The following is a 19,657-nucleotide window of genomic DNA, read 5'->3' as shown; positions in this document are numbered from 1 at the left end:
CTCACACCTTCTGTCTCGGCTGACTGGTCCGGTTCGACTGGGTCGACCGACTGGGCTGGCTGGGCGAGTTGGCGAGGCCGGCCGGGCCGGGCTGCCCGGTCCGGCCCGCGGGGCCGGACGGAGGGACGTGGCCCGGCCGGCCGCCCTGGCCCGTTTGCCGGCCGGACTGGCCGGACTGGCCGGACTGCGCGGGCTGGCCGGACTGCGCGGGCCGGCCGGACTGACCGGGCCTGCCCGGCTGAGCGGGCCGACCCGCCGTACCGGCATGGCTGGGTGCTCCGGCACCGCCCGGCGTCCCCGCCGGGCCCCGCGCCTCGCCCCCGCCGGCCCGCCCCGCCACCAGCCGCGCGTGCAGCCGCAGCAGCGGATGCGGGTGGTACGGACCCGGCGGGCCGTCCTCCACCAGCCCCGCGTCCGCGAGCCGTTCGAGCACCGCCTCGCACTCCGCCACCGTCAGCCCCAGCACCGCCGCGCCGTCCGCCGCGTGCCAGCCGGGTTCGCCGAGCGCGCCGAGCGCGACGTACGCCGCCGCGAGGCCGGGGTCGAGCCGGTCCAGTGCCGCGTCGAACAACTCCACCACCGACATCCGCGGGTGGCCGCTGAGCGACAGCCGGCCCAGCGGGTCGTCTGCCAGCCAGCGGGCGCAGTCGCCGAGCCGCAGCGCCGGCCGGGTGCCGAGCCGGGCCGCGGCGATGACGAGCGCCAGCGGGTGGTGGCCGCACACCGCGGCCAGTTCCTCCGCGCCGCTCGGCTCGTCGGCCACCCGCTCCGCGCCGAGCACCGCCGTCAGCAACTCCCGTGCCTCCGCCCCGTCCAGCGGGCCGAGGCGGTGGACCCGTACGCCGTGGGTGGCGACCAGCCCGGCGAGCCCCAGCCGGCTGGTGAGCAGCACCCCGTGCCCGGGCACCGCGGTCAGTACGTCGCGGGCCTGCGCCGCGTCGACGACGTCGTCCAGGATCAGCAGCGCCCGCGGTCCCGAGCCGGCGTCCGGCGTGCCCAGCCGTGCGGCGAGTTCGCCGACGACCTCCGCGGCGGCGCGCGGCGAGCCGTCGGGCGCCGCCATGGGGACCAGCGTCCGGCCGCCGGGGAAGTCGTCGCGTACGAGGTGCGCCACCTGCTGGGCGAGGGCGGTCTTGCCGATCCCGGGCCCGCCGCAGACGAGTTCCGCCACCGGCGTACCCGCGCCTTCCGGCGCCGCGGTCAGCCGCCGCCGCAGCGTCGCCACCGCCTCCGCCCGCCCGGTGAACCACGGCACCGGCGGCAGCCCCGGCGGTTCTGCGACCGGCGCGGGCGCGGCCGGCGCACCGGCCGGGAGCCCCGCCAGCGCGGGCGGTTCGCTCGCCGGGCCCAGGTCCTCGCCGCGCAGGATCGACAGCTCCAGCCGCTGGAGCGCGGCCGAAGGACCGACGCCGAGGCCGTCCGCGAGGTACGCCTTGAAGCCGCGGTACTCCGCAAGCGCCTCCGTCTGCCGCCCGGTCCGGTACAGCGCCTCGATCAACTGCTCCCGGAACCTGCCGTGGTCGGGGTGCGCGCGGGTGACGCTCCACAGGTCCACGAGCGCCTGCCCGCACAGCCCGACTTCGAGCCGCAGGTCGCAGAGCCGCTCCACCACCCGCAGCCGCTCCTCCAGCAGCCGCGGCACCTCGTCGCGGTGGATGGCCTCCGACCGCACGTTGGCCAGCACCCCGGTCTGCCACAGCGCCAGCGCCCCCTGCAGCGCCCCCATCGCCGCCTCCGCGGAGAGGCCCGGCTCCTGCGTGCGGCGTACCCGCTCCCGGAACTCGACGAGGTCGAGGGAGCGCCCGCCCGCGGTGATCCGGTAGCCGCCGGGCACCGCCTCGATGGGGGTGTCGACCACCTCGTGCCTGGCGAAGAGCCGCCGCAGCCGCAGCACGCAGGTCTGCAGCGCGGCCCGCGCGGTGGCGGGCTGCTCGTCGCCCCAGACCATGCGCTGGAGGTAGTCGACGGAGACGATGGAGCCCGCGTTGAGCAGCAGGGCGGCGAGCAGGTTGGCCGGCTTGGAGGGGTGCAGGACGACGGTCTCGCCGCCGTCGGTGATGCTCAGCGGCCCGAGCAGTTGGAACCGCACCGCGCTCACCGGCGCCCCCGGAGGCCGGCGGAGCCGTGCGACGGGGGTGCGGGCGAGCGCGTGGTCCGGGTCGTCATGCGAGTCCACCTGTGTCCTGTCTGGGGGGTCGGACGCCCGCGACGCTACCCACGTGAACCCCCCTCCTGGCAGGGCGGAAGCTGTCATGAACCTGCATCGGCGCGCGCAGCAAGCGGCCAGATCCCCCCGAAGCGGGACCCCGCCAACCGCCCGCCAACCGGCGTCCAACCGCGGGTCTACCGCGCGCCTGGGGTCTGTCCCGCGCCCGCCGTGCCCCCGGCGGCCGGGTCCGCGTGCGGGAGGGGTCCCGGGGCTCCCGGGATACAACGGATCCGATGGGCCACCGGGCTCCGGCCGTACGGCCGCCGGAGGCTCCGCGAGCGCAGAGGGGCAGGGGGAGAGGGGGAAGCGTGCCGATGGCGGCATACCGGACGACGGGCGGCGCGACCGGCGCGCGCGGCCCCCTGCTCACCCCCGGGCAGCGGGTCCACGACGGGCTGGTGGTGGACCGCAGGCTGGGCGAAGGCGCGTTCGCCGAGGTGTACCGCGTACGCCACCACGTGCTCGGCCGGCAGGCGCTCAAGCTCTTCAAGCACGGCGCCTCCCCGGACTCCCACGTCAGCAGGCTCGACGAGGCGCGCATCCTCTCCACCCTCGGCCACCCGAACATCATCCGGGTGTTCGACGCCGGCACCGTGGACACGGCGGACGGCGTGCGCGGCTACTTCACCATGGAGTACGCCGCCGGGGGCAGCCTGCACCAACTGGTCCGCAGCCACGGCGGCTTCATCCCCGTCCCCCAGGTCGGCGCCGTGCTGCGGCAGGTGGCCGACGGCCTGTCGGTCGCCCACGGGCGGCGGCAGCCGGTCGTGCACCGGGACCTGTCGCTGGCCAACGTCCTCGTCGCGTACGACGAGTCCGGACTGCGGGTGAAGGTGGGCGACTTCGGGCTGGCGCGGGAGACCGACCCGGTCACGCGGGCGGCGAGCGCGCAGGGCACGGTCGCGTACATGCCGCCCGAAGTCCTCATCCGCGGGCGCGGCTACTCGGCCGCCGGGGACGTGTGGGCGCTGGGCACGATCGTCTACTACCTGCTCACGAACCGCTTCCCGTACGACGCGGACGACCCGGCGCGGAGGTTCTCGCCGGCGCGGTTCGAGCAGCCGCTGCGGCCGCCGGGCGACTTCAACGACGACGTGGACGCCGCGCTGGAGTGGCTGGTGGCGGAGATGCTGCGGGTCGACCCGGCGGAGCGGCCGGCGATGCGCGAGGTGGCGGAACGCGCCGTACTCCCGGGGCACCCGGCGCCGCCCGCGGAGCAGCCGCCCGCGACGGCGCCCGCGGCGGCCCCGCCCGCGGACGATCCCGTCCGCGCCGCGATCGCGCTCTCCCGCGTCCCCGGCCGCCTGGCGGATGCGGCCGACCAACTCGAAGCCGCCCTCAGCCGCCGGCCCCGCCTGCGGGAGCGGCATCTGACCCGGCTCACGACCTGGCGTAGAGGAGTCGTTCAGTGAAGGAGTCCCCGGCCCGCTTCGCGGACCTGGCGGGCCTGCGGCTGTACCGCAGGAACATCTTCGCGGTCACCGGACTGCCCGTGGCCGCCCAGGGTCCCGCGGTACGGCGGCACAGACAGCGGCTGGACGCCCGGCTCGCGGTCGAGGAGACCTGGGCGGGAGACGCCGCCGCGCCCGCGCCGGGCGGGTACCGCAGGGAGGAGGTCCGGCACGCCTTCGAGGAGTTCCAGGACCCGCGGCGCCGGCTCGTGGACGAGCTGCTGTGGTTCTGGCGGGACGCCGACCTCGGCTGCGGCTGCGCCCCCTCGACGCACCGGCAGCACGACGAGGCCGTACGCCTCCACAGCCGGGCGATCGAGGCGGAGACCGCCGGCACCGGCCCGGGGGGCGACGGGCCCGACGGGCTCTGGACCGCCGCCGCGACTGCCTGGGCGTCGGTGCTGGACAACCCCGACCTGCGCGGCCACGTCGCCCACCGCATCACGGCCCTGGCCGACCCGCGGCTCGACGGCTACTCCCCCGACGACTTCCTGGCCGGCGTCCCCGGGCTGCTGCTCTCCCCGTTCGGCGAACTCGCCGACGACCGGTCCGCGCGGCCCCGGCTGGCGAAGGTGAGCGCCGGCTGGTCGGCGCACCCGGTCTTCGCGACGCCGCTCCCGGACGTCTTCGAGAACACCGTCGAGCAGTCGGTCGACCGGCTCAAGGACGCGCTGCAGACCGCGGGCGAGCGGCACCAGGCGGGTGAGCACGCGGACGCGCTCGCGGCCCTGGAGCAGCGGGTGCTGCCCGCGTACACGGAGTTCGAGTCGCTGAAGGGGTTCGTCTCGCAGTCGCGGTCCGAGGAGATGGCGCACACGGTCACCGTGGCGCTGAACAACGTCGCGCTCGGCGTCTGCGAGGCGGGCCTGCAGAAGCCGTTCCGGAGCGAGCTGATCGAGGTCATGGAGCACGCGAGCCGGATCGCCCCGCGGCGCGACCAGGCGCAGATCGACCAGAACCTGGCGGCCGTACGGCAGGGCCGCGCGGGCGCGGGGGCCGCCCAGCAGCTGAAGCCGAGCGAGTGCGCGGGGTGCGTCGTCCTGCTGCTGGCGATCATCGGCGGAATCGTCGGAGGGATCACCGCGGGAGCCCCCTGGGCGGTCGGCATCATCGTCGGCGGCTTCGTGCTCGCCGGGATGTTCGCCTCATGAACCCGTACGCACCGAAGGAAGGGCTCCGATGACACAGCACGCCCGCCACCGGGCGAGGGGGCGCCTCGGCGCCGCGCTCGGACAGTGGCGCCAGCCGCCCGAGTTCCGCGTTCCGCCGCCGCAGCTCGACCCGGCGCAGACGGCGTGGGTCGCGGAGGTGCTGGCGGAGGTGGAGGCGGCGGAGGCGCTGGCGGCTGCGGCGTCGTCCGCGGACGCCGGGACGGACACGGCCGCCGGGACGGACGCGGCGGGGACCGGTGCGGCCGGCGCCGCGGGCCCGGCAGCCGCCGGCGCAGGGGCCGGTGCGGGCGCCCTGGTCGGCGCGGCCACCGGCATCTGGCGCGCGCTCCGCAAGCTCGACCAGGACGCCGGCAAGCTCTCCCCCGCCGACCTGCGGCAGGTCAGGCTCCAGGTCCGCGCCAGCCGCCAGGCGCTCGCCGAGGACGGGCTGGAGATCCAGGAGCACGACGGCGAGCCCTTCGACACCGGTCTCTCCCTGGAGGCGCTGGTCTTCCAGGAGGACCCGGAGCTGACCCGCGAGGTCGTGCTGGAGACCGTACGGCCGTCCGTCTACTTCCGCGGCCGGCGCATCCAGATGGGCCAGGTCATCGTCGGCAGGCCCCCGCAGGACCCCGGTGACGAGACGACCAAGGAGACCCCGCAGTGAGCGAGACCATCGACTACGGCATCGACCTCGGCACCACGAACAGCGCGATCGCGGTGGCGGAGGACGGCGGCGTACGCATCGTCAAGAACAACGAGCAGTGGGACTACTCCCCCTCCGCCGTCTACATCCCCAAGAAGGACATCGTCCACGTGGGCCGGCGGGCCAAGGAGCGTACGGAGTCCGACCCGGCCAACGCCCACTCCGAGTTCAAGCTGGAGATGGGGGTGGCGGGGGCGGCGCGCCGGTTCGAGCGCGCGGGGCTGTCCCTCACGCCCGAGGAGCTCTCCGCCGAGGTGCTGAAGTCGCTGCGGCAGGACGCCGCGGCCGAGACGGGCCACGCGCCGGAGGTCGCGGTCATCACCGTGCCCGCGGCCTTCGCCCTCAACCAGAACACCGCCACCTCCGAGGCCGCCGCCCTGGCCGGGCTCAGCGAGCACTGCCCGCTGGTGCAGGAGCCGACCGCCGCCGCCATCGCGTACGGCGTGCAGGACACCTCGGACTCCGCCCACTGGATGGTCTTCGACCTCGGCGGCGGCACCTTCGACGCGGCCGTGATGAGCAAGCGCGACGGCGAACTCCAGCTCATCCAGCACGCCGGCGACCCGTACCTCGGCGGGAAGCTCATCGACTGGGCGGTCGTCGACGACCTGCTGGCCCCGGCCGTCCGGCGCGACCTGGGGCTGCCGGACTTCAACCGGAGCAACCGCCGCTGGCTGGGCAACTTCGCCAAGCTCAAGGCGGAGGCGGAGAACGCGAAGATCGCGCTCTCCCGGATGGACAAGATCGACATCGCCTGCGACCTGGACGACGGCAGCGGCGACACCGAGAACTTCGAGTTCACCCTCACCCGGGGCGCGCTCGACGACCTCGCGCTCCCCTTCTACACCCGTGCGATCAAGCTCTGCCGCGAGGCGCTGGCCGAGAGCGCGCTGCGCCCCGACCACATCGACCGGCTGCTCCTGGCCGGCGGCTCGACGCTCAGCCCGGGGCTGCGGGCGCTCCTCACCGACCGGTACACGGGGCTCGGCATCGAGGTGGACCACAGCCAGGACCCGACGACGGTGGTGGCCCGCGGCGCGGCGGCGTTCGCCCGTACCGTACGGCGGCCGCGGAAGGTGCGGGCGGCGGCGCCGGGCGAGTTCGCGGTGGAGCTGAACTACCCCGCGCAGACCGTCGACACCACGGACATCCCGGTGTCGGGGAAGGTGACCAGCGGCAGCACGGTGGACTTCACCCGGTACGCCGTCGTGCTCGCCAACCCGGACGGACAGCCGCCGTTCCGCGGCCCCCGTACCGCGCTCTCCCAGGACGGCACCTTCTACACCGAGGTCGCGCTCACGGCCGGCGCCACGTCCCGCTTCACCGTCGAGCTGACCGACGCCTCCGGTACTCGGCAGAAGCTCGCCGGCGGCACCCTGGCGATCACGCATGCGAAGGTGGTCCCCGGCGAGGCGGTGCTGACGGGCACCCTCGGCATCGGCCGGGCCGACGGCTCGTTCGACCCGCTGCTCCGCAAGGGCACGACGCTGCCCGCCATGGTGACGAAGATCTACCGCACCACGATCCCGCTGCACCGCTCGGAGCCGGACGCGGTGATCCGTATCCCGCTCCTGGAGGGCGAACGGGCGCGCGCCGAACGCAACACGCGGGTGGGGCAGTTGGAGATCCGGCCGCGGGACGTCCGGATCGACCTGCCGGCGGAGAGCGAGGTCGAGGTGACGTTCGAGATCGAGGCGAGCAGCAGGGAGGCCCTGGTCACCGCCCATATCCCGCTGGTCCAGCAGCAGTTCGAGGCGACCATCAACCGCACCGAACTCCGCGCGCCGGAACAGCACGAGCTGGCCCGCCGGCTACGGGACCTGGAGCAGCGGCTGCGCGGCCTGAAGGACGACGCCGCGTCCGAGCACGCGGAGCAGGCCGGGGCCCGGCTGCGGAAGCTGGAGGAGCACCGCCCGCTCACGCAGCTCGGCAGGGAGGTCGAGGCCGCGGACGTGGACACGGGCGCGGCGGTGACGAGCGACCGCCGGATGCGCGATCTGGAGGCCGAACTCGACGACATCGAGGAGGCCATCGAGATCCCCGGCCTCGAACGCCGGCTGTGGGACGTGCTCGGCGCGTGCGAGGACATCATCACGCAGGTCGGCGGGACCCCGGCCGACCGCAGGGAGCTGGAGAACCTGCGCGGGCGCGCGAGCGCACCGGGCGGGGACGCGACGCCGGCGGAGCTGCGGAAGCTGGTGAAGCGGGCGGAGGAGTTCCAGGTGGAGCTGCTGCGGCGGACGGACGAGTGGGACTTCGTGGTGTTCAACGCGCTGGTGGAGATGCGCGACTCGATGCACCCGAGCCACCAGGCGGACGCGGCGATCCGCGACGGCAGGAGGGCGATGGCGGTGGGCGACCGGGGGGCGATCGCGGCGGTGAACCAGCGGCTGCGGCGGCTGCTGCCGCCGGAGGCGGCGGGGAACGAGCTGGGGAGGAAGGAGGGCGGGGTCAGGTGAGCACGGACACGAGCACGACGACGGCGGACGAGGGCGGTACGCGGCCTGGCGATACGTCCGCGGGCGGCGGCCCCGCACCGGTGACCGGAACATCACCCCCGGCGTCGAGCACGCTGCGGGCGGCCCTGCTGGTGGCACGGGTCCGTACGGCGGTGCGGGCGGGCGACCTGGACGAGGCGCTGCGCCTCCTGCGTGCGGCGGAGGCCAGGGACGCCCGTACGGTGGGCGAACGCCCGGAGGTCCTGGACCTGTTCGCCCGCGTCCACGCCCAGCGCGGCGAACTGGACGCCGCCGCCACCTACTGGCGCCGCCTCCAGACCCACGACCCCGCCGACCCCGCCGCCCGGGCCGGCCTCACCCGCATCACCCGCCTCACCGCCGACGGCCCCCGGGCCTCCCTGGCCCGCCACCGCACCCGCACGGCGGTGGTCGCGGCGGTCTGCGCGCTGGCGGCGGTGGCGACGGGTGCGGTGGCGCTGACGGGGGACGAGGAGCCGGGACGCCCGGGCGGTACGGAGCGGGCGGCGGCGACGGAGCAGCAGATCGAGGAGCGCGTACGGAACGAACTGGAGGCGGCGCGGGAGGCGGACCGCACGGGCGAGGAGACCCGCCGGGAGGAAGCGGCCGGGGCCCTGGCGGCAACGCTCCGCTCCCCCGGTATCCGCCCGCGGGTACGGGGCGGCTCGGTGGAGGTGGCCTTCGCGGAGGGCGTCTTCTCCGAAGGCGCGGAACTGACCCCGGAAGGCGCCGCCCGTCTCGCGACCCTGGGCGAGCGCCTGACCCGGCTCGACGCCCGCATCGCCATCCGCGGCCACGCCGCGACGGTCCCCGGCGCCCCCCGCAGCGGCGGCTCGGTGCTGGCACTGTGGCGCGCCCTGATCGCGGCCCGCGAACTGAGCGCGGCAAGCGGCGAACCCCTGACGGCGTTCACGACATCGAGCGCGGACCAGCGAGACGCCCCGTACACCGAGGACGCCAGGAACCGCACGGTCACGGTGGTGATCACCCCGAAGTAGGCCCTGAACTCGATTCCCGCGGCGGGACGACCACAAAGTTCCACCTCGCTGGTGACCCGACGAGGACTACGTGCCGGCGATCTCCTGCCGGAGCCGGCGGGTGAAGCGACGCAGGAGGTCCAGCGTCTCCCGGAACTCGGCCCGGCGGTCTTCCCTGCCCTCGGTGGGCCGGGTGCGCCACACCCGACGCGCGAGAGCATCGGCGAGATCGACGGTGTCGCTGGCGCAGAGCAGGTAGAGAGCTGAGCGTGCTTCCTGCATCCGGTTCGCCAATTCGTTGGCTCCGGGACCGTCGTCACTCAGCCGTGAATCCTTCAGGTAGTCCAGGAGCTGAACCACGGCCGTGTTGAAGCCGATCCCGGCCTTGAGCTTCTGTTCGCGCAGCCACATGCGGTCCTGCCGGCGAGCGGTGAACCACGAACCGAACAGCACCCCTATGAGGCCGATAGCGGCCCCGATGGCCACGGACAGGATGTTCTCCACGATCAGCCCCCCCACATCAGCGACGCCAGGCTACCGGGGCCCTCGGAGGCACCGCACTCGATAGGTGCGCTCGCATGCCGAGGGTGCGATGCTCCGAACGAAACGGCCTAGCCCAGGTAGGGCGTGGACCGGTGGTCCAGGAAATGGCGCAGCCGGAGTCGCTGGGTGTGGTGCATCGGCAATGCGTCCAACTCGCCGGGGTCCACGAACCGCAGCTCCGTCGACTCCTCCGAGATGGCCAGTGTCCCGCCGACGACGCGGGCCGTGAAGCAGACGTTGAACTGCCGCCGCACCTCCCCGTCGCTGTACGCGACGATGTGCCGCGGGTCGGTGTACGTGCCGACGAGCCCCGTCACCTCGACGTCGAGCCCCGTCTCCTCCTTCACCTCCCGCACCGCGCACCCGGGCAGCGAATCGCCCAGGTCCATCCCGCCGCCGGGCAGCGCCCACAGGCCGTTGTCACGGCGGCGCTGGAGCAGGATGCGGCCGGCGTCGTCGGTCACCACGGCGGAGGCGGCGGCGACGAGGCTGTTGGGCTCGGGGGCGGCGGGATCGTCGTAGTACTCGGTACGGGTCATGGGGAGATGATGCGCGGGGGCGGCGCATCGGGGGCTGCGGCGAGAGCGTACGTCGGGATCGGGCAGGTGCGGAATCGCCCCGGCCGGGTCGTTCATGCGGGGAGGGCGTCTCCGGGGAAGCCATGGCACGGGTGGACCTCGCAGCGCATCATCCCGGCTCGTACGCAGGGGTCTCCTGCCATGATCTCCGCGGCTTTCCCGGCCGGCACGGTCATGATCGCGACACCGGCCACGGTGTCGGAGGCAACCGGGCAGAGGACCGCGATCACACCCTCGGCGCGCAGCGACACCATGCGTCGCTGGTGTTCGAGTTCGATCGCATCCGCGCCCTCCATGGTCCGCTCCGGCCCCCAGTGAAGGAGCGCCACGCTGTAGGGCTTCGCGGTCGCGGCCAGATCCCGGATCTGTTCGTCAGTCACGGTCGTGCTCATGAGATCTCCCTACTTCCCGATGCGCTCGGCCAGCGAGACGATGATTCCTTCGGGCCCGCGGACGTAGGCCATCCGCCATTCGCCCTCGTATGCGCCGATGCCTCCCACCAGGCCGTAGCCGCCGGCCGCGGCATGGTCGACGGCGGCTTGGAGATCGTGCACCTCGAAGGCGACGTTGCGCAGGCCCAACTCGTTGGCCGGTGCGGCAGGCGAACCCGGGAGGTGGTCCGGCCGGGTGAAGCTCGACAGCTCCAGCGTCGTACCTCCGCCGGGCGGTCGCAGCATGACGATCTCGGTGCGGGCGCCGGTCATGCCGATCACCGTGTCCAGGAACTCGCCTTCGACGGCCATCTTCCGATCGGCCTCCAGACCGAGGCCGACGAAGAACGCCGTCACCGCGTCGAGATCGGCGACGGTGATGCCGACGTGGTCGAACCGCCTGATGAATGTCACCGGGCCCCCTTTCGAGGTTTCTTCAAGAGACGCCGAGGAAGGTAGCACCCTGGGTTCCGTAAGGGAACCCCGCTTGATAGATTGCCGCCATGCAGCGAACGCGGTTCGGGGAGATGGCGTGTTCCATCGCGCGCACCTTGGACGTGATCGGCGAGCCCTGGTCGCCGCTGATCCTGCGCGACGTGTGGGCCGGGGTGCACCGCTTCGACCACATCCAGGCCGACCTCGGGATCTCCCGCAAGGTACTCACCGAACGGCTCAACCACCTGGTCGGCCAAGGCGTGCTCGAACGGCTGCCCTACGACGCCCGCCCCCGCTACGAGTACCACCTCACCGACAAGGGCGCCGACCTCGTCGAGATGCTCATGGTGATGGCACGGTGGGGCGACCGCTGGCTCGCCGGCGAGGCCGGGCCCCCCGTCCTCTACCGCCACCATGCCTGCGGGCAGATCGGTCACGTCGACCCGCGCTGCAGCCGGTGCGGCGAGCCGATGCACGCCGGCGACGTCGACCTCCTCCCGGGCCCGGGTTCGGCCTGATGGCCCAAGGCCGTGACACCGCCTCGCAGGGCGCGAGCCGCGATCGGATCCCGTTCACGCACTCGGCTGATCGGATGAACGTACAGCCGGGCGGTCACCGCCGGGTGGTGCGAGTGCAGGCGTCGGCCCCACAATGGCTGCATGCGCCCTCTGTGCGCACGACGACCGTCGGAGACCGAGGGAGACCGGCATGCCCCGCGCGGTGAGGTTCGATGGCTACGGCGACGTGGACGTCCTCCGGGTCGTGGATGTCGAACGCCCGGTCCCCGGGCCGGACGAGGTGCTGGTCCGGGTACGGGCCGCCGGCATCAACCCGGGGGAGAGCGCGATCCGGGAGGGCTTGTTCGACGCGATGTGGCCGGCGACGTTCCCCTCCGGTCAGGGCAGTGACCTCGCCGGAGTCGTCGAGGAACTCGGTGAGCAGGTCCAGAACGTCGCCGTCGGAGACGAGGTGATCGGGTTCACCGACCGCCGCGCCAGTCACGCCGAGTACGTCGCGGTGCCGGCCGCCAACGTCACGCCGCGGCCTCCGGGCGTTCCGTGGGAGGCCGCCGGCGCCCTGCCCGTCGTCGGCACCACCGCCTACGCCGCGGTGCGGGCGGTGGGCGCCGGACCGGGCGACACCGTCGTGATCGCCGGTGCGGCCGGCGGCGTCGGCACGCTCGCCTCGCAACTGGCCCGCAACGCCGGTGCCACCGTGATCGGCCTGGCCGGCCCGGACCACTCCGACTGGCTCGCCGCGCACGGCATCACCCCGGTCGCGTACGGCGAGGGCGTCGCCGACCGCGTCCGCGGGGCCGCGGGAGACGGCGGCCCGAACGCGTTCATCGACACCTTCGGCGCCGACTACGTCCGGATGGCCGTCGAGGACCTGGGCATCCGGCCCGACCGGGTGAACACCCTCATCAACCACGCCGATGCCCAGCGCTACGGCACCAGGACCGACGGCAACGCCCAGGGTGCCAGCGCGGACGTGCTGGCGGAGCTGGCCGCCGGGATCGCCGACGGCGATCTTGAGGTCCCCGTCGCCCGCACCTACCCCCTGGAGCAGGTCCGCGACGCCTACCGGGAACTCGAGCGCCGCCACACCCTCGGCAAGATCGTGCTGGTGCCCTGACCGACCGCCTGGGCAAGGGAATTCTTGCCGGCAGTCCGGGCGCACCACGAGCTCGGGAACGTGCCGCCGGGTGTCCCCGTGCGTGACGGCCGCGACTTCGGCTCACCGTGCTCGGCATGGTAGATGCGGGGCCCGCTCAGCGGAGGGTTCGCCGACTACGCTCCGGGACATGGGGAAGTATCTCGCGATTCTGAACGGCGCGGCCGACGAGGCTGACAAGGCCGAGTTCACCGAAGAGCAGCAAACCGAGTTCATGAACGCCTGGGCGGCGTGGGCGCAGAAGAACGAGCACAGGCTCGTCGATCCCGGCGCCCCGCTGTTTCGCAAGAAGATGGTGACGGCGAAGGGCGTCGAGGACTTCACCGACTCGAAGACCGGATACGCCATCGTGGAGGCCACGTCGCACGAGGCCGCGGCCGCGCTCTTCAGCGACCACCCCCACATCGGTCTGGTCGCCGGGAACTCGATCGAGGTCATCGAATGCCCGCCCGTCCCCGGCTGAGAATCTGTCTCACGGCCGGAGCAACGGCCCTGATCACGGGCCCGGCCCCAGGTCGCCGTCCTTGAAGACCCTGCGCCGGAACAACGCGGGCCAGAGAGCGGCGGCGCGGAGGCGGCGACCGCCGAGCGCTCCTTCGGGAACGGCGTCCTCTGCCCGGGGGTCTCCGGGCCCGGTCAGGACGGGGCGGAATCGGCTACGGATGTGCGGAGTTCGCGGGCCACCTCCAGGAACGCCAGGGTCGCCGGACGCGCGTCGTCGCGGCGCCAGAGCAGGGAGGTGGTGATGCCGAAGCCGTCGTCGTCGACGGGGCGGTAGACGACTCCCGGATGGGGGTGGTTCATCAGCGCCGCCGGCAAGAGGGAGACGCCCAGCCCCGCCGCGACCAGCGCGACGATGGCCTGCTTCGGCGACGCCTCGCGGACGATCTCGGGGTACAGGCCGCGTTCGTGGCAGTAGGCGAACACGCTGTCATGCGCTGACGGGTTGACGCTCCGCGGCGGACCGATCAGCGGGTACGCGACGATCTCGGCCAGCGGCACCGGGCCGGATCCCGCCAGCGGATGGTCCTCGGGCGCGACGAGCACGCACGGCTCGGTGTACGCCGCCTCCACGGCCAACTCGGCGTGCGCGACCGGCGGATGCACGAAGCCCACGTCCAGCCCGCCCGCGGAGACCAGCTCGATCTGCTCGTCCATGCGCCGGGCGCTCACGGAGAGCTCCACGCGCGGGTACAGCTCGGTGAACCGGCGCACGATCGGCGGCACCAGGCTGTAGAGGGCCGCGTCGACGACACCGACGTCGAGCCGCCCCGCCTCGCCGCGCGCCGCGTCGCGCGCCAGCTCCGCCGCCCGCGCCACCTGACGCAGCGTGGCACGCGCCTCCTCCAGGAACACCTCGCCCGCCGCCGTGAGTGCGACCCTGCGCCGGGAGCGGTCCAGCAGCGGCACACCGATCTCCCGTTCGAGCTGCTGGATCTGCATGCTCAACGGCGGCTGCGACATATGCAGCCGACGTGCGGCCCCGGTAAAGCTCAATTCTTCGGCGACCGCCACGAAATACTCCATGCGCCGCAGGTCGGGCACCTTATCTCCGATCCCTATGAGATATCGCGGAAACAAGTATTGGACGCCGGGTCCCGGCGTCGCCAAGGCTGAGCGGCAGTGATCCGTGACCGAGGGAGACCCCGCCTTGTCCAGTCGATTCAGCATGTCCAGGAGGCAGGCGCTGCGTGCCTCCACCGCCCTCGCCGGGGCCGCAGGCATGAGCGCCGCCGCCCCCGGGCTCGGCGGCGCAGCCCGCGCCGGGACGGGGGAGCCCGGTGACGCCACGGTGCGCCCGCCGCGCGGAGCGTACGCCCGTAACGTCGAAGTCGTCGGCTACTGCGACCTCGAGGAGCGGCCCGGCTTCAAGATGTCGGTCAAGGAGAAGAACGGCCGCTGGTACCTGTACACGGGCCACTTCTGGCACCCCGGCTGGAGCGTCGTGGACGTCACCGACCCCGCCCGGGCCCGCGTGCTCGACTGGCTTCCCGCCCCCGGCCACCCCGGCAACACCGTCGCCAACCAGGTCACCCTGCATGGCGACACCATGATCACCGCAATGGAAAAGGCGCCGGAACTCCCCCCGTACTACGACCCCACCCAGCCCTTCCACGAGGGGATCCTCCTCTGGGACATCTCCGACCCCGTCCGCCCCCGGCGCCTGGCCCAGTGGACATCGAACGGCACCGGGACCCACCGCAATCTGTACGCGGGCGGCCGCTACGCGCACCTGTCGGCGGCCATGCCCGGATTCACCGGCAACATCTACGTCATCCTCGACATCTCCGACCGCGAACGGCCCACCATCGCAGGACGGTGGTGGGTCCCCGGACAGGAGAACGGCGGCGCGACACCGCAGCAGGACGACGACGGCGGCCCCCACCACCACGGCTTCTGCTGCGGCAACGGCGCGCACGTCCACCTCCACGGGCCGCCCTATCCGGTCGGATCCCTCGTCTATCTGCCCTACGGCTCCGCCGGCCTGATCGTCCTCGACATCTCCGACGTCTCACGTCCGCGGCAGATCGGCCACTTGCCGTTCAGCCCTCCGTTCCACGCACAGTTCGGCGTGCACGGCGTGCTGCCGATCCCGGACAAGGGCATCGCCTTCGCCAACTCCGAGGACATCTCCTACGGCACGGGCCCGGCCCACCACGCCTCCGTCATCGACATCTCCGACCCCACCGCCCCGGTCCTGCTCTCACTGCTCCCCGAGCCGGTCCCGCCCGAGGACGCGCCTTACGACGACTTCCACACCCGCGGCGGGTGGTGCGGCCCGCACAACATGAACCACCACCTCTACAGCGGGGACGTCCAGCAGTTCAACGGGCTCTTCTACCTCGCCCACTTCAACGCCGGCCTGCGCGTGTACGACGTGACCCACACCCGCTCGCCCCGCGAGACCGGCTACTTCATCCCTCCCGAACCGCGCAAGCGCTACGGCACCCTGCCCGCACCCAGAAAGGGCGAACCCGCGGAGGCACTCCCCGTCCTGCAGACCGAAGACGTCGTCGTGGACCGCCGCGGCTTCATCTACATCACCGACAAGAACCAGGGCATGTGGATCCTGCGCTACGTGGGGCCCGCCCCGGGCTCCCGCGCATAAGGCACGGCCGGTCGCAGCGCCGTCGACACCATTGCCGCGCGGGCCCGCCCTGGGGAGCGGCTGCTGCCGCTGATCAGCTCGCTGCCGGGTGCGCGGTCGACCGCCCGTCCCGGCGAGGTGCGGGGGCCTGCGGGGCGCCGACGGCGCCGCCGGCGGTGGGGCGGGCGTCGCCCCAGTACTCCTGCAAGGCGCGGATCCGGTTGCCGCTCACCTCTATGACGATGAACTCCCAATTCCGGTATGCCGCGGTGTTCGCCGAGGCACCCACGGAGTCGTACTCGTAGAAGACTCTGTCTCCGGCCACGGTGGTCCGGCGGCGCGTGCCGAGGACGCGGTTGCCGTTGGCGGCGTGGAACGCCGTCCACTCGGCCACCGCCTGCCGGCCCGCGCCTCCTTCGAACCGTCCGCGGGCGGGGCTCTCCGGAAACCAGAAGCCGAAGTCGTCCGTCAGCATCGCCAGGAACCGTGACCAGTCCCCGGTACGCCAGCCGCGGTCGAAGGCGTCCATCGCCGCGTTCGCGACCTGCAGTACCCGGTCACGGTGCCGATCGACGCCGGTCCGGGTCGGCGCCGCCTGAGCGGGGAGGGCGGCGAGCGCGCCCGTCGTGGCGATGCCGGTGAGCAGGGCGCCGGTGGCGGTGCCGCGCAGCAGGCGGCGTCGATCGGGGTTCGGGGTCATGTCATCCTCCGCGGGGTTCGGTCGACTCGATCGACAGAGCATCCGGCACCGACGCGAAAGCCGACCGAAAGACCCGTCGAGCAGACGGCCCGGTCCATCGGAGCGGGATGGGGCTGCTCACGTCGGGGGCGTATGCACCGATCCGGCGGTCGGAACCGGATCGTCGACCCGCTGGCCGCCGAGCAGGAGAAGGGGGGATCCGCCTCCTCCACCCCCGCCGGTGGTGGAGCTGTGGATGGCAGACCGTGGGCAGGTGCGCCAGGCGGAGGCCGCGGTGTGCGGCGATCGTCGCCGCCCGTGTCGTCATCAGCCCAGGACAGAGACGCTCTGACCTGGGCTCTAGCGGTAGGCCGCGTGGGACTCGAACCCACAACCAACGGATTAAAAGTTCAAATCCGACCATGCCGCCGGGTGATGCCCGGTGACGATACCTCACGTATCAGCAGGTCAGCAGGCTAGGGCTCCCCCGTTCGGTACGCCCTGTGTCGGCCCTCTACGGCGCGTCCGTGACCACACCCGTGACCACGTGACCACCGCGCCGCCGACACAACGACGGCGCCGCCCAGTGCTCACAACACCGGGCGGCGCCTTGATCCGAACCCCTTCCAGTACAAGGAGCCCAGACCCGTCAGCACGCCCTCGACAACTGTGTGGCATCGGCCGGACCGTTCGGCCGAGCGGCCGACCTGTGACTGCCACGGATCCTCTGCCGAGGTGGGCTGCGGGAACTCAGTCGAGCCAGACCAGCATGGCCTCGCCTGCTTGGGCAGCGGCGCCGAAGAACGGAGCCAGCGGGTCGAACCACTCGCGCACCCATTCCAGGGCGTCGGCCTCATCCCAGAGGAGCGGGTAGATCTGCGCGGCCGTCATCTGCTCAGGGTCCACGTCCCGGATCAAGTCCTCGAAGGACAAGCTGGCCAGGGCTTCGGCAGCGAGCTTGACCTGATCTGCGTCCAGGTACTTGGCCGGCCCATAGCCCCAGTCCTCGCTCGTGAACGTCTGCTCGCCATGAACGATGTCGACGGGGAAACTCGCGCGTTCAAGGAGGAATGCGATGGCATCGAACGCCTTGTGGGTCGTCAGCTGCCGTGCATCCGAGGGAGCAACGTCATTGATGCCGTCTGTCTCCATGATCTCCATGACGTACTCGAACGCCCAGTCCGGATCCTTGACCGCCCTGGCCAACTCGGCCGGTGTTACACGCAGGTACTCACCATTCATGCTCACCCGCGCAGGGTACGAGGCACCACCGACACTGGGACGCGGCGGACGTTCATGCGGTCAGGGCGGCGCGGGCGATGAGGGTGCCGATGTGGTCCCGCTTCGGCGCCTGGAGCACGTCGACCGCGATGTCGGTGAAGCCGGCGCGCTCCAGCAGGATTCGCCACTTCCGCGGCGTGTAGCTGTAGCGGTAGGTGTACAGGGCCTTCCCGGCGAAGCCGCCCTTGTACATGCCCTGCGGGCCGTACGCCCCGGGAATGGGCGGCGGCTGGGAGAAGGCGAACACGCCGCCCGGGGTCAGGCGCTGGGCGACGAGCGGGAGCAGCTTGACGGGGTCGGTGAACCAGGCGGCGGCTGGGAGAAGGCGAACACGCCGCCCGGGGTCAGGCGCTGGGCGACGAGCGGGAGCAGCTTGACGGGGTCGGTGAACCAGGCGGCGCCGAAGATGGAGTACACCGCGTCCCACGTTCGGCCGGTGCCCGTGAGGTAGTCCAGCACCTCGGCGCAGACGAACTCCGGTACGCGGCGGCCGGCCCAGTGCGCGGTGATCTGCTTGACCATGACCGGGGAAACGGGCTGGGAGGTCGGCGCGGCGCCTATCCGTCTGTACCAGAGCCACCACGGCGCCGTGAGCAGTTGGCATGCCGCCGAGCGGGGCGTACGGCGCATGGGGTTGAGCGAAGAACACGCACGGGCGGAGCTGTCCAAGACACGTGCACGCTATGAAGACAGATTGCGGGAAATCCGGTCTGACCTGCGCGAACGTGACCTACTGGTGCCGCCGCTGCCTCCCGAACTTCGGCACGTCGACGACGACCGGGCGGGCGAGTTCGGTGGTTTCGACGAGTTCCACTCAACCATCGAGGAATCTTCCGGGGGGGATGTGCGATGAAGGGGTCGACGTACAAGAGATGCAAGTGCCCCGCGGTCTACGACGCCAAAGGGCGGCGGAAGAACTGCCGGAAGGATCATGGCGCCTGGTACTACGTCGCCGACGTAGGCTTCGGCCCGGACGGCAAGCGCAAGCAGATGCGCAAGGGCGGGTTTCGCACCGCGGACGATGCCGAGGCCGCGCTCGCCGAGCTGCTTGAGCGCGTCAACAAGGGCACCTACACCCACGACGAGGGAACGACCGTCGCCGCGTGGCTTGAGCAGTGGCTTGAGAAGAAGGCGCGGGCCGGCCTGCGTGCCTCCACACTGCGCAGCTACCGCGGCCACGTCGAGCAGCACCTCATACCGCACCTCGGCCGGCTGCGTCTGCGCGACCTGCGCCCGCCGCACGTCGACCGGCTGCTCGTCGACCTCGACAACGGCAAGCGCAAGGCCGCCACGATCCGGCGCGTCCATGCGACGCTGCGCTCGGCCCTGTCCACCGCCGTACGGCAGCGACTAGTCACCTTCAACGCTGCCAAGGACATCGAGCTGCCCAAGGCGAAGCGGCCCAAGGCGCGGCCGTGGGAGCCCGACGAACTCGGGGCGTTCCTCGACCACATCGGGACGCATCGGCTCGGGACCCTCTACGAGGTCATCGCGGGCACCGGCTTGCGCCGGGGCGAGGCCGTCGGCCTGCGCTGGGACGACATCGACCTCGCCAACCGGGTCATCGTGGTGCGGCAGCAAGTCGTCCAGGAGAGCGGCCGGAAGAAGAACAAGCAGGCGCCGGCCCCGTGCCCGTACTGCGAGCCGGGCCACCTCGGGGTGTCGTTCGGCAAGCCCAAGACCGCGTCCGGTGAGGATCGCGTCGTCGACCTCGACGAGGGCACCGTCGGCGCGCTCATCGCCCACAAGCTACGGCAGGACACCGAGCGCGTGCAGTGGGGCGAGGCGTACGCCGACCACGGTCTCGTGTTCCCCCGCGAGGACGGCAACCCGCTGCGCCCCGACGACGTCAGCAAGCTGTTCGCCGACCTGGTCAACGAGGTGCGTTTCGACGACGACGCACACCTGCCCGACGAGGAGCGACGCCGCTTGCGTCGCGTACGGCTTCACGACCTGCGCCACGGGCAGGCGTAGCTC

19 protein-coding genes, 1 tRNA gene and 1 pseudogene are annotated in these 19,657 nt (G+C 72.6%); 11 read left to right on the top strand and 10 right to left on the bottom strand.

Features of this window, described 5'->3' with window-relative positions:
• Position 1 precedes the first annotated feature (1 nt).
• A complete protein-coding gene (locus DMB38_RS19805) occupies positions 2 to 2,089 on the bottom strand; it encodes a BTAD domain-containing putative transcriptional regulator (RefSeq protein ID WP_125939150.1) in 2,088 nt (695 codons plus the stop codon).
• A gap of 434 nt (positions 2,090 to 2,523) precedes the next feature.
• Here DMB38_RS19805 and DMB38_RS19800 point away from each other — a divergent pair, with 434 nt between their 5' ends.
• From DMB38_RS19800 to DMB38_RS19780, 5 genes are read left to right on the top strand one after another with little or no spacing between them, the layout of a single operon-like run.
• Positions 2,524 to 3,621, top strand: coding sequence for a serine/threonine-protein kinase (locus DMB38_RS19800; RefSeq protein ID WP_164716044.1), 1,098 nt, complete (start codon positions 2,524 to 2,526; stop codon positions 3,619 to 3,621).
• Positions 3,618 to 4,811: a hypothetical protein gene (locus DMB38_RS19795; protein ID WP_125936296.1), complete on the top strand. Its 1,194-nt coding sequence runs from the start codon at positions 3,618 to 3,620 to the stop codon at positions 4,809 to 4,811. Before DMB38_RS19800 ends, DMB38_RS19795 begins: the two co-directional genes overlap by 4 nt.
• A 28-nt stretch (positions 4,812 to 4,839) precedes the next feature.
• Positions 4,840 to 5,478 (top strand): hypothetical protein, encoded by a 639-nt coding sequence (locus DMB38_RS19790; protein WP_125936295.1) that lies wholly within the window; start codon positions 4,840 to 4,842, stop codon positions 5,476 to 5,478.
• Positions 5,475 to 7,976, top strand: coding sequence for an Hsp70 family protein (locus DMB38_RS19785; RefSeq protein WP_125936294.1), 2,502 nt, complete (start codon positions 5,475 to 5,477; stop codon positions 7,974 to 7,976). The genes DMB38_RS19790 and DMB38_RS19785 overlap by 4 nt, the downstream gene beginning before the upstream one ends.
• Complete coding sequence (locus DMB38_RS19780; RefSeq protein ID WP_240662382.1) at positions 7,973 to 8,992, top strand: hypothetical protein; 1,020 nt, start codon at positions 7,973 to 7,975, stop codon at positions 8,990 to 8,992. Before DMB38_RS19785 ends, DMB38_RS19780 begins: the two co-directional genes overlap by 4 nt.
• 66 nt (positions 8,993 to 9,058) lie before the next feature.
• Here DMB38_RS19780 and DMB38_RS19775 read toward each other — a convergent pair whose 3' ends face one another.
• The 4 genes from DMB38_RS19775 to DMB38_RS19760 form a co-directional block, all read right to left on the bottom strand.
• The gene (locus tag DMB38_RS19775; protein WP_125936293.1) at positions 9,059 to 9,475 is read right to left on the bottom strand and encodes a hypothetical protein; all 417 of its coding nucleotides are present in this window, start codon (positions 9,473 to 9,475) and stop codon (positions 9,059 to 9,061) included.
• 107 nt (positions 9,476 to 9,582) lie between these two features.
• Positions 9,583 to 10,053, bottom strand: coding sequence for an NUDIX domain-containing protein (locus tag DMB38_RS19770; RefSeq protein WP_125936292.1), 471 nt, complete (start codon positions 10,051 to 10,053; stop codon positions 9,583 to 9,585).
• Positions 10,054 to 10,145: 92 nt separating this feature from the next.
• On the bottom strand, positions 10,146 to 10,484 hold the full coding sequence (locus DMB38_RS19765; protein WP_125936291.1) for a hypothetical protein: 339 nt from the start codon (positions 10,482 to 10,484) through the stop codon (positions 10,146 to 10,148).
• Between the two features lie 9 nt (positions 10,485 to 10,493).
• Positions 10,494 to 10,937, bottom strand: a complete 444-nt coding sequence (locus DMB38_RS19760; protein ID WP_125936290.1) for a VOC family protein — start codon at positions 10,935 to 10,937, stop codon at positions 10,494 to 10,496.
• Between the two features lie 89 nt (positions 10,938 to 11,026).
• Between DMB38_RS19760 and DMB38_RS19755 the strand changes: the two genes are divergently transcribed.
• The 3 genes from DMB38_RS19755 (at position 11,027) to DMB38_RS19745 (ending at position 13,095) form a co-directional block, all read left to right on the top strand.
• A complete protein-coding gene (locus DMB38_RS19755; protein ID WP_125936289.1) occupies positions 11,027 to 11,476 on the top strand; it encodes a helix-turn-helix domain-containing protein in 450 nt (149 codons plus the stop codon).
• Between the two features lie 190 nt (positions 11,477 to 11,666).
• Positions 11,667 to 12,593 carry an NADP-dependent oxidoreductase gene (locus DMB38_RS19750; RefSeq protein WP_125936288.1) on the top strand — a complete coding sequence of 309 codons (927 nt, stop codon included), beginning with the start codon at positions 11,667 to 11,669 and terminating at the stop codon, positions 12,591 to 12,593.
• Positions 12,594 to 12,762: 169 nt separating this feature from the next.
• Positions 12,763 to 13,095 carry a hypothetical protein gene (locus tag DMB38_RS19745; protein WP_125936287.1) on the top strand — a complete coding sequence of 111 codons (333 nt, stop codon included), beginning with the start codon at positions 12,763 to 12,765 and terminating at the stop codon, positions 13,093 to 13,095.
• A gap of 173 nt (positions 13,096 to 13,268) precedes the next feature.
• On the opposite strand, the gene DMB38_RS19740 is transcribed toward DMB38_RS19745, so the two are convergent.
• On the bottom strand, positions 13,269 to 14,177 hold the full coding sequence (locus tag DMB38_RS19740) for a LysR substrate-binding domain-containing protein (protein WP_125936286.1): 909 nt from the start codon (positions 14,175 to 14,177) through the stop codon (positions 13,269 to 13,271).
• 124 nt (positions 14,178 to 14,301) lie between these two features.
• On the opposite strand from DMB38_RS19740, the gene DMB38_RS19735 reads away from it, so the two are divergent.
• A complete protein-coding gene (locus DMB38_RS19735) occupies positions 14,302 to 15,741 on the top strand; it encodes a hypothetical protein (protein WP_125936285.1) in 1,440 nt (479 codons plus the stop codon).
• A gap of 73 nt (positions 15,742 to 15,814) precedes the next feature.
• On the opposite strand, the gene DMB38_RS19730 is transcribed toward DMB38_RS19735, so the two are convergent.
• From DMB38_RS19730 to DMB38_RS36970, 4 genes and pseudogenes are all read right to left on the bottom strand, one after another.
• Entirely contained in the window at positions 15,815 to 16,420 is a 606-nt protein-coding gene (locus DMB38_RS19730; RefSeq protein WP_164716042.1) for a nuclear transport factor 2 family protein, read from the bottom strand.
• Between the two features lie 346 nt (positions 16,421 to 16,766).
• Positions 16,767 to 16,841, bottom strand: a tRNA-OTHER gene (locus tag DMB38_RS36185).
• A 308-nt stretch (positions 16,842 to 17,149) separates the two neighbouring features.
• A complete protein-coding gene (locus tag DMB38_RS19725; protein ID WP_125939149.1) occupies positions 17,150 to 17,641 on the bottom strand; it encodes a YfbM family protein in 492 nt (163 codons plus the stop codon).
• Between the two features lie 52 nt (positions 17,642 to 17,693).
• A pseudogene (locus DMB38_RS36970) lies at positions 17,694 to 18,214 on the bottom strand (hypothetical protein); the annotation flags it as partial.
• On the opposite strand from DMB38_RS36970, the gene DMB38_RS19715 reads away from it, so the two are divergent.
• Together DMB38_RS19715 and DMB38_RS19710 are read left to right on the top strand one after the other, a co-directional pair.
• Positions 18,195 to 18,533, top strand: a complete 339-nt coding sequence (locus tag DMB38_RS19715) for a hypothetical protein (RefSeq protein ID WP_125936283.1) — start codon at positions 18,195 to 18,197, stop codon at positions 18,531 to 18,533. The pseudogene DMB38_RS36970 and the gene DMB38_RS19715 sit on opposite strands and share 20 nt — an antisense overlap.
• Positions 18,530 to 19,654: an Arm DNA-binding domain-containing protein gene (locus DMB38_RS19710; RefSeq protein WP_125936282.1), complete on the top strand. Its 1,125-nt coding sequence runs from the start codon at positions 18,530 to 18,532 to the stop codon at positions 19,652 to 19,654. The genes DMB38_RS19715 and DMB38_RS19710 overlap by 4 nt, the downstream gene beginning before the upstream one ends.
• Positions 19,655 to 19,657: the final 3 nt, after the last annotated feature.

It is taken from the genome of Streptomyces sp. WAC 06738 (assembly GCF_003945505.1).
GTDB lineage: Bacteria > Actinomycetota > Actinomycetes > Streptomycetales > Streptomycetaceae > Streptomyces.
The sequence above is the reverse complement of the archived record's forward strand: the minus strand, read 5'-3'. Positions and strand labels throughout refer to the sequence as shown.